The sequence below is a fragment of the Clostridium sp. LS3 genome (genome assembly GCF_055330225.1).
In genome coordinates this window covers 2,792,562-2,806,411 of sequence record NZ_CM143921.1, presented here as the reverse complement: position 1 = coordinate 2,806,411, position 13,850 = coordinate 2,792,562, and the positions used below count along the sequence as shown (strand labels likewise).

Genomic DNA, 13,850 nt, shown 5'->3' with positions numbered 1-13,850 from the left:
ATGATTAAAGAAATTGAAACTCGTAGAAGTGTAAGAAAATATAGTAATAAACCTGTAGAAGATGAGAAAATTATTAAATTGATTGAAAGTGCAAGACTTGCTCCATCAGGTAGGAATAAACAGCCTTGGCATTTCATTATAGTTAAATCAGAATCAACTAAGGAAAAAATATCAAAAGTATCTCATGATCAAAAATGGATGAATACTGCACCAATTCATATTGTGTGTGTTGCAGATATACGTGAAAGAATAGAAGAGGATATAGAGATATCTCTTAATGAGAGTAGTCCACAACCAGAGCTTAAAATTGTAATAAGAGATGTTTCAATTGCAATAGAGCATATGGTACTTGAGGCTGAAAGGTTAGGATTAGGTACGTGCTGGGTTGCTTGGTTTACTCAAGATGAAATTAGACCAATATTAAATATACCAGAGGATAAATATGTAGTAGCTGTTATCCCTGTTGGATATGCAGATGAAACTCCTAAATTTCGTCCAAGAAAGAATATAGAAGAAATAATACATTATGAATATTGGTAAAGATTAGTGTATTTGGATTTTTACTTTACTATTTACAAAATAATAACATTTAAATTGTTGACCATATGGTTTGTTTTTGTTAGAATAAAAATAGACCATATGGTCTGTATTTGTTTGGAGGAAAGGAAATGAAGCAAAAAGAAAAAAATAAAATTAGCAAAGATAAAATATTAAATGCAGCTATTGTAGAATTTGGAACTAAAAATTATGAAAATGCATCTTTAAACAATATTTGCAATGATAATAATATTTCAAAAGGACTTATCTATCATTATTATAAAAATAAAGATGATTTATTTTTAAGTTGCGTAAAGTATTGTTTTGATGAATTTGTAGGTTATATTCAAAGTGAAGAATCTAATGAAAATGATTTTCAGAATATTATGCAAAAATATTTAGATTTAAGATATCGGTTTTTTAGGGAGAATATTTATTTAAGTCATATATTTTTTAATGCAGTTTTACAGCCACCTATGCATTTAAAAAAAGAAATTAAAATTCTAAGGAAGAATTTTGATAATCTTAATATAAGTAATTATAGATTTGCTTTAAGTAAAATAACGCTAAGAGAAGGTATAACAGAGGAAGAAGCAATAGAATATTTTTTGATTTTTCAAGAAATGTTCAATGGATATTTTGAAAGTAAAACATATGAGGACTGTGAGCTTAATGGTTTGATTAAATCACATGAAATCAAGCTTGAAAAAGTATTAAATATTATGCTTTATGGAATTATAAAGGAGGAATAAAAATATGGTATTTTCAATATTAAAATTATCATTAGCAGTTGTATTTGCCTTTTTTATGGGTAAATTAATTTCAAAGATAAAACTACCAGCTATTTTAGGATGGTTACTTACGGGGATGATACTTGGTCCTCATGCAGTAGGACTTATAAATGAAACTATTTTAAATGCTCAATGGTATCAAATTATTATACATATTCTAGAGTGTGTAGTAGGGCTTCTAATTGGAACAGAGTTAATTTGGAAAGAAATTAAAAAATCAGGTAAACAACTTATAATAACAACTTTAACTCAATCCTTAGGAACATTTTTTATAGTTAGTTTAGTTTTTGCAGTTGTATTTTACTTTGCAGGTATCCCATTATATCTTGCGTTTATTTTTGGAGGTATTGCTCTTGCAACAGCTCCAGCACCAGCATTATCAATTGTAAGAGAGTTTAAAACAGATGGGCCTGTAACTAGAACACTAATTCCTATGGCAGCACTTGATGATATGGTGGGAGTCGTTGTTTTCTTTTCAACTATTGGAATTATATCTGCTAATATTTCGGAACAAAAGGTTCCTATATATATAGTTTTATTTGTTGTTTTATTACCAATCATCATTGGAGTAGCTACAGGATTCTTGGCAGGATTGTTACTTAAAAAAGAGAATACATTACAAAAAACTATGTTTATTTTAATAGTAACTATATTGATATCTGCAGGTATAGGATTTATATTTAATAATATAATTTTACCTAAGCCAGTATTAAACTTTATGTTAATCGGAATGGCTTTTTCAGCTACATTTGCTAATATGATTTCAGAAGATAGATTAAAGGAAGTAATGAGTGCATTTAGTCCTATTTTAGATATATCTATGATAATAGTAATATTAAATTTAGGTGCACCACTTGATTATCATTTAATATTAGGCGCAGGTTTATTTACTGCAATTTATATTATTTCAAGAGCGATAGGAAAGTATAGCGGAGCATTTTTTGGAGCATCTATTACTAATTCACCACAAACTGTAAAGAAGTATTTAGGATTTACATTATTGCCGCATTCAGGAGTATCATTAGTATTTACAGGAATAGCAGTTTCAACTTTAGTAGGACCGGCTCCAGAATGTGCAAAAATTGTACAAGGTACAATAGCAGCAGCAGCAGTAATAAATGAAGTCATTGCAGTAATTATTGCTAAGAAAGCTTTTGAATGGTCAGGAGAGTTTAATAAGAAAAATGATGTTGAACTTTGTGAAAGTAATTAATATAAATATAAAACGGAATTAATTTATTAATAATAAATTTCTAAGTATAAGAATTTTAAGTTGTAAGTAAAGTAGATTTGCTTACAACTTTTTTAGTTTATATTTATTTTAGTGTTAGTGATACTAGAAAATATATTAATTTAGCAAAGGATATGATTGAGAAAATAAAACAAAAACATAATTATAAGTTAAGTAAAATTCAAGACGTAATTTTTGAATAATTAAAAAAGTTATATAGTAAATATGTTTATTATATATTATGATATAATGAAACATAAAAAATAATTTTATGATTGAACGGAGTGTGAAATTGATGGAAAACAAAAGTACAGATGTTGCAAAAGCATCTATTATGATGGCTATATCAACAAGAGAATCTGAGGAGGTATTAATAAAAGATTTTAAAAATAAAGAAATATTAGCTACAGCTGTAGATATAGGTGGTGATTTTTCTAAGTCAACAGCTAAAATAATAGAAAGAACTTTGGTTGCTGCTAAAAGAAGTGGATTAATTTATGATTGCCATCTTCATGATGGAGCAGTAGCAGGAGCTACTAAAGAAGTGCTTATGCAAATAGCACCTAAGGCATATGGATTAAATGTTGGAGGGAAAATAGGAATTGCACGTTCACATGAACATATAAGTGTATCCATATTTTTAAGTGGTGGATTACTTCATTTAAATGAGGTAATTATGGGAGTTGCTCATAGGTCTATTCCTGAATTACATATATAATTTAGTTTAAATTAGCATTAAAAAAGAGATATAGATAAACATTTATTGTATAATATTTTCAAAATAAAACAAAAAAATTCAATAATTATTTATTGACAATGATTATAAATTGATATATTATAAGTCTAACAAAAACACATCAATATTTATTATTGAGATTAATAATTACTGATGTAAATAGAAAAGTAGTTTTGTAGTATAGAAGAAATGTAGTTTTGTAGCATATTGTGTTTAAAAAGCTGTCTTTTTCAAGATAGCTTTAATTTTATAAAAAAATTATATATATGGAGGATGGTAGTATGGTAGGAAAGAAAATTCTTACATCAATTTTGGGTGCTGTAATTAGTACCTCTATTCTAGTTGGCTGCAGTAATGATAACGCAGCAAAATCAAAAAAAATTGCAAATATAGGAGTTCTTCAGTTTGTTGAACACTCAGCTTTGGATTTATCCTTAGAAGGTTTTAAAGCTGGACTTGAATCAAAGGGGCTTAAAGAAGATGTTGACTTTACAATAGATCTTCAAAATGCTCAAGGTGATATACCTACAGCTCAAACTATGGCAAACAATTTTGTGTCAAATAAAAAAGATTTAATATTTGCAATAGCTACTCCAGCTGCACAAGCAGCTTATAATCTAACAAAACAAATTCCAATATTATTTACAGCTGTTACAGATCCTGTTAAGGCAGAACTGGTAGAATCAATGGAAAAATCTAATACTAACGTTACTGGGACAAGCGATGAGTTACCTTTAGATAAGCAGTTTGATTTAATAAAAAAACTAATACCTAATGCAAAAAAAATAGGAATATTATATAACACAAGTGAAATAAACTCTGAGCTTCAAGTAAAAAAAGCTACAGATTTAGCTAAGGAGAAAGGGTTTGAAATAATTTCTTTAGGTGTTAATAGTTCTAATGATATGTCTCAAGGATTGGCTAATATATTGCAAAAAGTAGATGTATTATATACTCCAACTGATAATTTAATAGCTTCATCTATGCCACTTATAAGTGAAAAGGCTATAGAAAAGGGTATTCCAGTTATAGGTGCTGAAAAAGCTCATGTAGATGGTGGAGCTTTAGCTGCAGAAGGAATTGATTATTACAACTTAGGATTCCAAACAGGTATAATGGCTTCTGAGATTATTGCAAATGGAAAGAATCCTAAAGATATGTCTGTAGAAACTTTAAAGGAAACAACTTTAGTTATAAATGAATCTACAGCTAAAAAATTAAATATTGAAATACCTGAAGACTTAGCAGCAAAAGCCAAGTTTGTAAAGGATGGTGGGAATTAATGCAAGATATTCTTATAAACATCCTTGAACAAGGTTTAATTTTTGGAATGCTTTCTATTGGAGTATATATAACTTATAAAATTTTAGATTTTCCTGATCTATCTGTAGATGGAACTTTTGTTTTAGGAGGCGCTGTAAGTGCAGCAGCATTACTAAAGGGTTTAAATCCATATTTATCTCTATTATTAGCATTACTTTCTGGGATAATAGCAGGTGGGGTAACTGGATTTTTAAATGTAAAGTTAAAGATAACTAATATTTTATCAGGAATTTTAGTTATGATAGGATTATATTCTATTAGTTTAAGAATAATGGGTAAGGCAAATATAGCTTTATTTTCTAAAGACAATATATTTGAAGGTTCAAACTCTAAAATTATAATTATTTTAATAATGGCAATAGTAGTAAAATTAAGCATGGATTTATTTTTAAAGACTAAATCAGGTTTTTTACTAATAGGAGCAGGAGATAACCCTCAAATGGTAACATCTTTAGGGGTTGATGTTGGAATGATAAAAATTTGGGGACTTATGATTTCCAATGGAATAGTTGCTTTTTCGGGAGGGCTAATGGCCCAATATCAAAAATTTTCTGATATATCAATGGGAACAGGAACAATAATTATAGGGCTTGCTTCAATAATATTAGGTGAATCATTATTTAAAAATGTTAAAATTTTAAAAAATACTTCTATTATTGTATTAGGTGCTATTTTGTATAAATCAACAATATCAATAGCTTTAGCTCTTGGATTACCACCAACGGATTTAAAACTTATAACAGCTTTAATAGTAGTAATTGCACTTAGTTTTAATAAAAATGCAATTAAAATTAATATAAGAAAGCTATTTACAAAAGGAGGTGAGGATCTTGCTGAAGTTAACGAATATAACTAAAGTAGTTAATAAAGGAACTGTAAATGAAAAAACAATTTATAAGAACCTTTCATTAGAGATAAATTCTGGTGATTTCGTAACTATAATAGGTAGCAACGGAGCTGGTAAATCTACACTTTTAAATATTATCTCAGGATTAACTAATCATGATAACGGCAATATATTTTTAGAGAATAAGTCTATAGGAAGTTTACCAGAGTTTAAAAGAACAAAGAAAATGGGTAGAGTTTTTCAAAATCCTGAGCTTGGAACAATACCATCTATGACAATATTAGAAAATATGTCTATGGCATTTAATAAGAGTAATCCATTTGGATTTTCATTTGGGTTAGGAAGTGATAAAATTGAATTTTTTAAAGACCTTTTAAAAACCTTAGATCTAGGACTAGAAAATTCTTTAAATACTAAAGTATCATTTTTATCAGGTGGGCAAAGACAAGCTCTTACTTTATTGATGGTAAGTTTATCTGAACCTAAGATTTTACTTTTAGATGAACATACAGCAGCGCTAGATCCTAAAACATCTGAAATTATAATGAAACTTACTGATAAAATAGTTGCCCAAAATAATATTACAACTCTTATGGTAACACATAATTTAAGTCATGCTATAAATTATGGCAATAGAATTATAATGTTTCATAATGGGGAAATTATATTAGATTTATCTGGTGATGAAAAAAAGCTTTTAACTAAAGAAAAGATTTTAGAAATATTTAATTCTGAAGAAAATAATAAAATCTTAAATGATGAAATTGTGTTAAACTAATATACTAGTGAAATAAGGCTAATGGGCTTTTTCTAAGCGAAATTAATACTAAATTAGTAGGATTTAATAATATAATTAAAGAATAGTATAAAAATTTAAAAGATGATTTCTATATTTTTAGAAGTCAACTCAGAGTGTCGACAAAGTCGACACTCTTTTGTTTTGATGTAAAATACTGATTGGGTGATTAAAAATGTTGATAAAGAAAAACAATGAAGGAAGAAATAAAATAGTATTGTAAGTTAACTACATAGATAGCTTTTAATCAATAGGCATTAGTTCAAATTATTAACTATGGCCAATCCATACCACAAGTGGATTTACCATATATATTTGATAGATTTTATAGAATAGAAAAATCAAGAAATAGTAATATAGGAGGTTCTGGATTAGGCCTATCAATAACCAAAAATATTATAGAGCTCCATAATGGAACTATATCTGCTTATAGTGATAATGATAAAACTATATTCGAAGTTAGATTGCCAATAGAACTAATTTAAAATAATATTTATTTAATCAATTAAGGTATTTCGAGGTTATCATTTTAAATACCTTTCATATTTAAATAAATTTGTATTTTAATATTTATATAAGAGAAAGAAAAAAGCTAAATATTGAATATAGTATATAAGTAAGTTATTTTGTGAAAAAATAGTATGTGATAAAATATACATAAGTTACAATAAATATTTTATATGTTATTAAGACGTATAACTAATTAATAGTGTTCAAGTAAAATTAGTGTTTTAAAAACTTATGTAAAGTAAATAGTAAAGTTTATACATTTAAAGGGATGAGAATAATGAACAATTTTAAGGTTAGTGATTTTCTAAAAAGGGTTTCAGTAATAATACTAGTAATTTTATTTGTTAATGGTCCACTAGTTGCTTATGCTAGAGCTGGCGGTGGAGGCAGCGGAGGTGGAGGAGGTGGAGGAGGTGGCGGCGGAAGCAGCAGCTCGTCTCACGGTGGTTCACCAGGTGGAAGTTATAGAGGAAGAAGTAATCCAATAGCTTCAATAATTAATATTGGTATGTTTGTTATTATTGGATCAGCAGGAACAATTGTTTTAAAAGTAAGACTTAGTAAAAAGAAAGTAAAAAGTATTTCTGCTATAAAGAGTTTAGCTAAGAATGATCATAATTGGGATTATGATAATATAAAGAATGACATAGAAGAAGCTTTTTATAAGGTTCAAATTGCTTGGATGGAGAGAAATCAAGATTTAGCTAAAGAGTATATGAGTGAAAAATTATACATAAGGCATAAATCAAAAACAGAATGGATGAAAGTAAGAAAAGAAAAAAATATCTTAGAAAAAATGAAATTATTGAGTACTACTCCTATTGCATTAAAAGATGAGGATGGAACTAGTAATGATTGTTTATGGATTCATATAAGAGCAAAATCAATTGATTACACAATAAATGAGGAAACAAATCAAATAATAGAAGGTAATAAGTATAGAGTTACTCATTTTGAAGAGTATTGGAAGTTTATAAAAAGCGAAAAAAGATGGGTATTATATGAAATAAAACAAATTGATGATATTAATGATTTGGATTTCTTTGATATAAATATAAAAGATAAAGAATCTAAGTGATAGTAAAATATTTATAAAAAGAAGTTTAAGTTAATAAAAAGAGGTTTAAAGTAGTTGCTTTAAATCTCTTTTTAAATATTTCTAGTAAATTTAATGACTAAGATCAGTTAACAAGGAGAATTAAAATAAACATTATTATAGTCGGTGCAGGTAAAGTGGGATATACTTTGGCTAAATATCTATCCATAGAAGGAGATAATATAATTGTTATAGATAATAAAGATAAAGCTTTAGAACATATTAATAATAATTTGGATGTAATGTAATGTGAATTAAGGGAATTGCATTAGTTTAAAAGTGTTTGATGAAGCTATTTATATGGCCTTATATTGCAATATCTATAGTTGTATTTTATGGGCTTTACTTAATAATAATATTTTACAAGACTTTTTTTCTATTTTGATATATAATAGACTAAATGGAAAAAAATGTAAAATGGTATGATGAGGGTATGGGAGGTATAATTATGTTTGATTTAAAAGGTAAAATAGCAGTTGTTACAGGTTCATCAAGTGGGCTTGGAAAGGATGCAGCAATTGCATATGCTAAAGAAGGTGCTAATGTATGTTTATTAGCAAGAAGAGCTGAGAAAATAGGAGAATTAGCTAAAGAAATTGAAAGTTTAGGAGTAAAGGCTATCGCTGTTAAATGTGATGTTACAGATGAAGAAGAAGTAAAAGTAGCAGTAGAAGCTATAGTTAATGAATTTGGTAGAATTGACATTTTATTAAATAATGCAGGTATAGCAGTTCGTGGTGGGGTAGACACACTTAGTGAAGACGATTGGAATAAGAGTATGGATACTAATGTAAAAGGTATTTATTTAATGAGTAAGTATATTATTCCAGTTATGAAAAAACAAAATTATGGTAAGGTAGTTAATGTAAGTTCAATTAATGCATTATTAGCAGATAAAAATGATGTGTTTATTAGACATTCTTATAATGCTTCCAAGGCGGCAGTTTTAGGGCTATCAAGAGGTATGGCAGCATCTTATGCTCAATTTGGTATAACAGTAAATTCTGTTTGCCCAGGATTATTTGAATCTGAAATGACTGAAGATACATTATTTAAATCTCAAGAATTTTTAGCTAAGTATAATTTGCTTTGTCCAACATCTAGACCAGCTAAAAAAGGTGAGTTAAATGGAACTATTTTATATTTTTCTTCTGATGCATCAAGTTATGTAACAGGACAACATATTGTAGTAGATGGTGGATTATCAATAGTATAATATAATAAATATTAAAGGGTGAAATATCACCTTTTAATTTTTTACTTAAAATGTATAAAATATTAAGAGAGAACTTCGATAGAAATATAGAATGAGAAATAAGATAAAAAATAAAGGTGTTGGAATCTAGGGGGGATTACATTGAGAAAATTATTAGTAGTTATTGATTATCAAAAGGATTTTGTTGATGGAACATTAGGGTTTGAAAAAGCTATAACTTTAGAAGCAGGAATATATGATAAAGTAAATAAATATTTAGATAATAATGATAAGGTGTTATTTACTTATGACACACATTTTGAAGATTATTTAAAAACTAGAGAGGGAAAAAACTTACCGATTATGCATTGTATAGAAGGTACAGAAGGTCATAAACTATATGGAAAGTTAAAAGATTTCTGGGGTAGAGAAAATACGATACATTATAAAAAACATTGTTTCGGAATGTCTCCAAGTGATATGCTAAAGTTAGCTGATGAAATAGGAGAAGATATTGAAGAAATTGAGATTGTTGGAGTAGTTACTAATATATGCGTAATAAGTAATGTTGTAATGTTTCAATCACAATACAAAAATGCTAATGTTATAGTTGATGGAAGTCTTTGTGCTAGTTTTGATGAATCCTTACATGAAAAAACTTTAGATGTAATTGAAGGATTACAAGGAAAGGTAGTAAATAGAGAGAAACAATAACAATAAATTAAATAAGAAAACATCTTTTTAATGTTAATGCCTTCTGACAAAGTGTCAGAGGGCTTCATTTTATTTAAAAGAATATTTATTAACTTTATGGCACATTTTTTATGTAAGAGAATAGCATATTATTGGAAGGGAGGAATTCAAAAATGAATTTAGAAGGAAATAATTATTATAGGGACCTACATTCTTTACAGGATGAATGCAAAAGATGTTTACACTTTCATGTTGTTGTAACAATGGTAGACGGAAGTACGCTTGATGGAATTATCCAAGATATGGATAAGGATCGTGTTATAATATTAGTTGGTGAGGATGTAATGGAGCAAGATGATGGAATGCAGTTTGATCCACAACGACAAGGTGGACGTCAGCAAAGAAGATTTAGACGTTTTAGACCTAGAGCGTTTCCATTTAACTCGATAGCTGGATTAGCTCTATTAGGATATCCTTTCTTTGCACCACCATTTTTCTTCCCTGTTTGGTAATCATTGACAAGTGATATTGTAAATAAACGCGTAGTAGCATTTTTCGTTATCTGTAATTTACCAAGTTATTTTTTTAATAACGAGGTTTCTAAAATAATAACTGGAAGTGAATTTTAAATAAAATAATCACTTCCAGTTATTATTTTTATGGTGATAATTAGAATTATTTAAGTTTATAGTTAGTAAGTTATATAAAATTCAATTATATTAAAAGTAATAGATATCATCCAAATGCATTTTATAGTTAAAGAATATAGACCTAACAACATAAAAATTATTGAAAAAAATTTGTTATATATTTATTAGATATATCAATAAAGCTTTTAAGTGAATCATTAATTTGTATATTTTTATTTACTACAAATTTAATTGTTAGTTCATTAAAATAATCTTTTAAATCATAAACATTAAAATTGTGCTTTTTAGGTAGAATGCTTTTAGGTAAAAGTGATACCCCCAATCCCTCAGATATACCTTTAAGAATAGATTCTAAAGTATCAAATTCAATTATATTAGTAGGCTTAGAATTATTAATAGTAAACCACTTTTTTAGAAGGTTACGATAGGGACAATTATTATCTGTAGCTACTATTATTGGTGCTGTAATATTACTAGTGTCATCAATATTTATAGAGGATATTAGAGCAAATTCTTCTTTGAAACTAAAGACTTCCATAACTTGTGCAGATGTATAATTATCATATATAAAAGCACCATCTAGATCACCTTTTATAAGATTATCTAGAAGAGCCTCTTTTTTTTCTGTTTTTAATTCTAAAGATATTGTAGGATTTTCTTCGTGAAATAAAGTAAATAATTTAGGTAATTGAGATGCAGAAATAGTCTGGGTAGCACCGATTTTAAGTTTACAATTAATTTTAGGAAAGATGAATTCTTCGTAAGCTTCATCTACTAAATTAATGATTTTATCTGCATATTTAAGTAGCTTTTCTCCTTGGGAAGTAATAATGGCACCTTTATTGTTCCTTATAAATAAAGTAGTTTTCAATTCACTTTCAAGCAATTTAATTCTCATCGTAATATTTGATTGTGCATATCCAAGATTTAAAGCCGCTTTTGATATAGATTTTTCATAAGCAACCATTTGGAATATTCTTAAATCGTTAATCTCCATACTATAAATACCTTTCAAAATAGTAATTTATATATTTAATATCACTAATAATGATATTAAATATTATTTATAAGTATTATACAATTTTTATATAGAGAGTTAAACTATAAGTGTTAAAACTAATAAATAAATTATTAAATAATATAATTAAAATTATTACCAATTGATTTGAAAATTAAGTTTTAGTTGAAGCATACAAGTGAAATAGAAAGCAAAGAGAGGATATAATTAAATGATAGCAACTCAATATAATATTGTATTACCAAGTAATTATGATATGAAGATAATAAAGGATAGAGTAAAGGATAATGGATATAAAACAGATGGATTTGATGATTTGAAATTTAAACTATATTTAATAACTGAAAAAGGAAAAAATAAAAACTTACAGAATAGTTATTGTCCTTTATATCTTTGGAAGGATAGCAATGGATTAAACAAGTTTTTATTTAATGGATTTTATGATAATATAATAAGTTCTTTTGGATGGCAACAAGTAAATATAGGAATACCATTAATTGATACAACAACATATAAAATTAAAGATATTAAATATTTATTTGAAATAACAAGAGAAATATCACCACAAGAAAGTTTAAGGAATATAAAAGATGAAATAGAAAAAGAAATGCCTAAGATTGAAAATGTTGAATATGTAGTCATTTATAACCCAGATAAATGGAAATATAATATTTTTTATTTTATAGATGATCTAAGTAAGGTAAAAACAGAAAAAGGGATAGTTTATAATATACTTCATGTATCACAAGAATAACACCATGATTTTTATATCTATTTAAAGACTTATTAAATAGATTATAAAAATTTTATTTTTATAAATTAAAAGGATATTTAAAGTAATTTGCTTTAAGTATCCTTTTTTTACTAACGTTATTTAAATTATTAAGAGAAATATATATCAAAAATAAAGAAAAGCGTGATGAATTATGAACTAATTGATTATTGGTGGAATAAAATAATATATATAATGTTTTTTTACGTCTATAGTTAGATTATTATAAACAAAAGATAGAAATGAGTGATAAATTATGTTCAATATGAGACAAGGGAACTATAGATATATTGGTTCAGGTTCATCACGAAATGTATTTGACTTAAGAAATGGATATGTTATGAAAGTGGCAAAAAATAGAGCTGGAATTGCACAGAATAAGACTGAATATAGAATCTCATCAATAGATTCCTCGCATTTATTTGCAAAAGTTATAAAAGCTTCAGAAGATTTTAGTATCGTAATAATGAAGAAAGCATATAAGATAAATGATTTTGATGAGGTACTTGATTATTTTAGAGTTAGAAGCATTGAAGAACTCTTTAGTTTAAGGAAATTTAAGAATATTAAATACAAATATAATTTATTATCGGGTGATTTATGTAGAGCCAGTAGTTGGGGAATAATTAATGGAAGACCAATAATTATTGATTACGGTTTTACAAGAAAAGTTAGACAAAAGTATTATGATGATTTTTAAAAATAGAGTAGTATTCTATTAAGAATGTAAAATAGTCTGTGAATCTTTTATAATAATAATTTATTATAGCATCTTCTGAAGCTTACACAGGCTATTTTACACTACCTAAAAGTGGTTAAATTCTAATAAAAATTAATTACATTTTCATAAAGTTAGTTTTTTAACCGCCAAGAGTAACATCTTGTTCGTTATACCACTCTAAAGCATTATAGAAATCCTTAGAAGTGAAATCAGGCCAATAAGAGTCTATTACATAAAAGTCAGAGTAAACAGACTGAACTGGTAAAAATCCACTAAGCCTTCTTCTACCTCCCCATCTTACAATAAGGTCAATTCTAGAAATGTCCTCTGAATGTATATAAGGTAAAATGTGCTTTTTGGAGGAATGAGATTCTTTTAATAAATTCAAATCCCATTCCCAACCGTAGTGAATTAAGAAGTTTACTTTAATACCACCAGATCCAAACTTTTGCCTAGTAGTAAATAAAAGCAACTCTTTTGGAAAATTTTTTGATTCAGTATTTCCAATTACTAATATTTCACAATCTTCTTTTGTCAAAAGCATGACAGAGTCAATACAAGCTTTGATAAATGCAAGCTTCTGCTCAGAAGGTCGTTTAGTGTTATCTACAGTAAAACCATAGAATGTTATTTCTTTTATATTTTCTTTCTGACAAAGTTTAAATAATTCTAGGCCAGGATTTATCCCGTACTCATATCCTTTATCTTTTGTTAGATTATTTGATAAAGCCCAACGTCTATTACCATCAGGAATTATTCCAACATGTTCTGGTACTCTCATATTTCCTCCATAAAAGTTAAAATTTATAATAGTAGTTTATCCAGAAGAATGTGAAATAAACGTAAATTTATGTTTTTTATTGTAGAAAAGAATGGGTATTTTAAGTATAATTAAAATGATTAGTTATGGTAAAAAGTGTATTAAAATGGAAAA

At 27.1% G+C, this 13,850-nt stretch carries 15 protein-coding genes and 2 pseudogenes; 15 read left to right on the top strand and 2 right to left on the bottom strand.

Annotated features, from left to right (window positions below; genetic code table 11):
• From ACZJV1_RS13155 to ACZJV1_RS13095, 13 genes and pseudogenes are all read left to right on the top strand, one after another.
• Positions 1 to 540, top strand: a complete 540-nt coding sequence (locus tag ACZJV1_RS13155) for a nitroreductase family protein (RefSeq protein WP_463650417.1) — start codon at positions 1 to 3, stop codon at positions 538 to 540.
• Positions 541 to 668: 128 nt separating this feature from the next.
• Positions 669 to 1,289, top strand: coding sequence for a TetR/AcrR family transcriptional regulator (locus ACZJV1_RS13150; RefSeq protein WP_463650416.1), 621 nt, complete (start codon positions 669 to 671; stop codon positions 1,287 to 1,289).
• Positions 1,290 to 1,293: 4 nt separating this feature from the next.
• On the top strand, positions 1,294 to 2,541 hold the full coding sequence (locus ACZJV1_RS13145) for a cation:proton antiporter (protein WP_460288308.1): 1,248 nt from the start codon (positions 1,294 to 1,296) through the stop codon (positions 2,539 to 2,541).
• Between the two features lie 313 nt (positions 2,542 to 2,854).
• Positions 2,855 to 3,277: a HutP family protein gene (locus tag ACZJV1_RS13140; RefSeq protein ID WP_411168346.1), complete on the top strand. Its 423-nt coding sequence runs from the start codon at positions 2,855 to 2,857 to the stop codon at positions 3,275 to 3,277.
• A 299-nt stretch (positions 3,278 to 3,576) separates the two neighbouring features.
• On the top strand, positions 3,577 to 4,578 hold the full coding sequence (locus ACZJV1_RS13135; protein WP_463650415.1) for an ABC transporter substrate-binding protein: 1,002 nt from the start codon (positions 3,577 to 3,579) through the stop codon (positions 4,576 to 4,578).
• Positions 4,578 to 5,474: an ABC transporter permease gene (locus tag ACZJV1_RS13130; RefSeq protein ID WP_411168344.1), complete on the top strand. Its 897-nt coding sequence runs from the start codon at positions 4,578 to 4,580 to the stop codon at positions 5,472 to 5,474. The genes ACZJV1_RS13135 and ACZJV1_RS13130 overlap by 1 nt, the downstream gene beginning before the upstream one ends.
• Entirely contained in the window at positions 5,449 to 6,243 is a 795-nt protein-coding gene (locus tag ACZJV1_RS13125) for an ABC transporter ATP-binding protein (RefSeq protein WP_463650414.1), read from the top strand. Before ACZJV1_RS13130 ends, ACZJV1_RS13125 begins: the two co-directional genes overlap by 26 nt.
• Positions 6,244 to 6,515: 272 nt before the next feature.
• A pseudogene (locus ACZJV1_RS13120) lies at positions 6,516 to 6,746 on the top strand (ATP-binding protein); the annotation flags it as partial.
• Between the two features lie 302 nt (positions 6,747 to 7,048).
• Positions 7,049 to 7,849: a Tim44 domain-containing protein gene (locus tag ACZJV1_RS13115; RefSeq protein WP_463650413.1), complete on the top strand. Its 801-nt coding sequence runs from the start codon at positions 7,049 to 7,051 to the stop codon at positions 7,847 to 7,849.
• A gap of 125 nt (positions 7,850 to 7,974) precedes the next feature.
• Positions 7,975 to 8,112: pseudogene (locus tag ACZJV1_RS13110) on the top strand (NAD-binding protein); the annotation flags it as partial.
• 203 nt (positions 8,113 to 8,315) lie between these two features.
• A complete protein-coding gene (locus ACZJV1_RS13105) occupies positions 8,316 to 9,083 on the top strand; it encodes an SDR family NAD(P)-dependent oxidoreductase (protein WP_460288436.1) in 768 nt (255 codons plus the stop codon).
• Positions 9,084 to 9,224: 141 nt separating this feature from the next.
• On the top strand, positions 9,225 to 9,776 hold the full coding sequence (locus ACZJV1_RS13100; RefSeq protein WP_463650412.1) for a cysteine hydrolase family protein: 552 nt from the start codon (positions 9,225 to 9,227) through the stop codon (positions 9,774 to 9,776).
• Positions 9,777 to 9,928: 152 nt separating this feature from the next.
• Positions 9,929 to 10,267 (top strand): hypothetical protein, encoded by a 339-nt coding sequence (locus tag ACZJV1_RS13095; RefSeq protein ID WP_460288298.1) that lies wholly within the window; start codon positions 9,929 to 9,931, stop codon positions 10,265 to 10,267.
• A 274-nt stretch (positions 10,268 to 10,541) separates the two neighbouring features.
• Here ACZJV1_RS13095 and ACZJV1_RS13090 read toward each other — a convergent pair whose 3' ends face one another.
• On the bottom strand, positions 10,542 to 11,402 hold the full coding sequence (locus ACZJV1_RS13090; protein WP_460288297.1) for a LysR family transcriptional regulator: 861 nt from the start codon (positions 11,400 to 11,402) through the stop codon (positions 10,542 to 10,544).
• Between the two features lie 232 nt (positions 11,403 to 11,634).
• Between ACZJV1_RS13090 and ACZJV1_RS13085 the strand changes: the two genes are divergently transcribed.
• Together ACZJV1_RS13085 and ACZJV1_RS13080 are read left to right on the top strand one after the other, a co-directional pair.
• On the top strand, positions 11,635 to 12,177 hold the full coding sequence (locus tag ACZJV1_RS13085) for a DUF4865 family protein (RefSeq protein WP_460288296.1): 543 nt from the start codon (positions 11,635 to 11,637) through the stop codon (positions 12,175 to 12,177).
• Positions 12,178 to 12,451: 274 nt separating this feature from the next.
• Positions 12,452 to 12,895: a hypothetical protein gene (locus ACZJV1_RS13080; protein WP_460288295.1), complete on the top strand. Its 444-nt coding sequence runs from the start codon at positions 12,452 to 12,454 to the stop codon at positions 12,893 to 12,895.
• A gap of 160 nt (positions 12,896 to 13,055) precedes the next feature.
• Here the strand turns inward: ACZJV1_RS13080 and ACZJV1_RS13075 are convergent, their stop codons facing one another.
• Positions 13,056 to 13,697, bottom strand: coding sequence for an undecaprenyl diphosphate synthase family protein (locus ACZJV1_RS13075; RefSeq protein WP_460288293.1), 642 nt, complete (start codon positions 13,695 to 13,697; stop codon positions 13,056 to 13,058).
• Positions 13,698 to 13,850 lie beyond the last annotated feature (153 nt).

What these genes read in the sequence shown, in the direction of transcription:
- ACZJV1_RS13130 (WP_411168344.1), top strand. Translation starts at nt 4,578, where the DNA reads ATGCAAGATATTCTTATAAACATCCTTGAACAAGGTTTAATTTTTGGA.
- ACZJV1_RS13095 (WP_460288298.1), top strand. Translation starts at nt 9,929, where the DNA reads ATGAATTTAGAAGGAAATAATTATTATAGGGACCTACATTCTTTACAG.
- ACZJV1_RS13145 (WP_460288308.1), top strand. Translation starts at nt 1,294, where the DNA reads ATGGTATTTTCAATATTAAAATTATCATTAGCAGTTGTATTTGCCTTT.
- ACZJV1_RS13105 (WP_460288436.1), top strand. Translation starts at nt 8,316, where the DNA reads ATGTTTGATTTAAAAGGTAAAATAGCAGTTGTTACAGGTTCATCAAGT.
- ACZJV1_RS13080 (WP_460288295.1), top strand. Translation starts at nt 12,452, where the DNA reads ATGTTCAATATGAGACAAGGGAACTATAGATATATTGGTTCAGGTTCA.
- ACZJV1_RS13090 (WP_460288297.1), bottom strand. Translation starts at nt 11,402, where the DNA reads ATGGAGATTAACGATTTAAGAATATTCCAAATGGTTGCTTATGAAAAA.
- ACZJV1_RS13115 (WP_463650413.1), top strand. Translation starts at nt 7,049, where the DNA reads ATGAACAATTTTAAGGTTAGTGATTTTCTAAAAAGGGTTTCAGTAATA.
- ACZJV1_RS13075 (WP_460288293.1), bottom strand. Translation starts at nt 13,697, where the DNA reads ATGAGAGTACCAGAACATGTTGGAATAATTCCTGATGGTAATAGACGT.
- ACZJV1_RS13155 (WP_463650417.1), top strand. Translation starts at nt 1, where the DNA reads ATGATTAAAGAAATTGAAACTCGTAGAAGTGTAAGAAAATATAGTAAT.
- ACZJV1_RS13135 (WP_463650415.1), top strand. Translation starts at nt 3,577, where the DNA reads ATGGTAGGAAAGAAAATTCTTACATCAATTTTGGGTGCTGTAATTAGT.
- ACZJV1_RS13150 (WP_463650416.1), top strand. Translation starts at nt 669, where the DNA reads ATGAAGCAAAAAGAAAAAAATAAAATTAGCAAAGATAAAATATTAAAT.
- ACZJV1_RS13140 (WP_411168346.1), top strand. Translation starts at nt 2,855, where the DNA reads ATGGAAAACAAAAGTACAGATGTTGCAAAAGCATCTATTATGATGGCT.
- ACZJV1_RS13085 (WP_460288296.1), top strand. Translation starts at nt 11,635, where the DNA reads ATGATAGCAACTCAATATAATATTGTATTACCAAGTAATTATGATATG.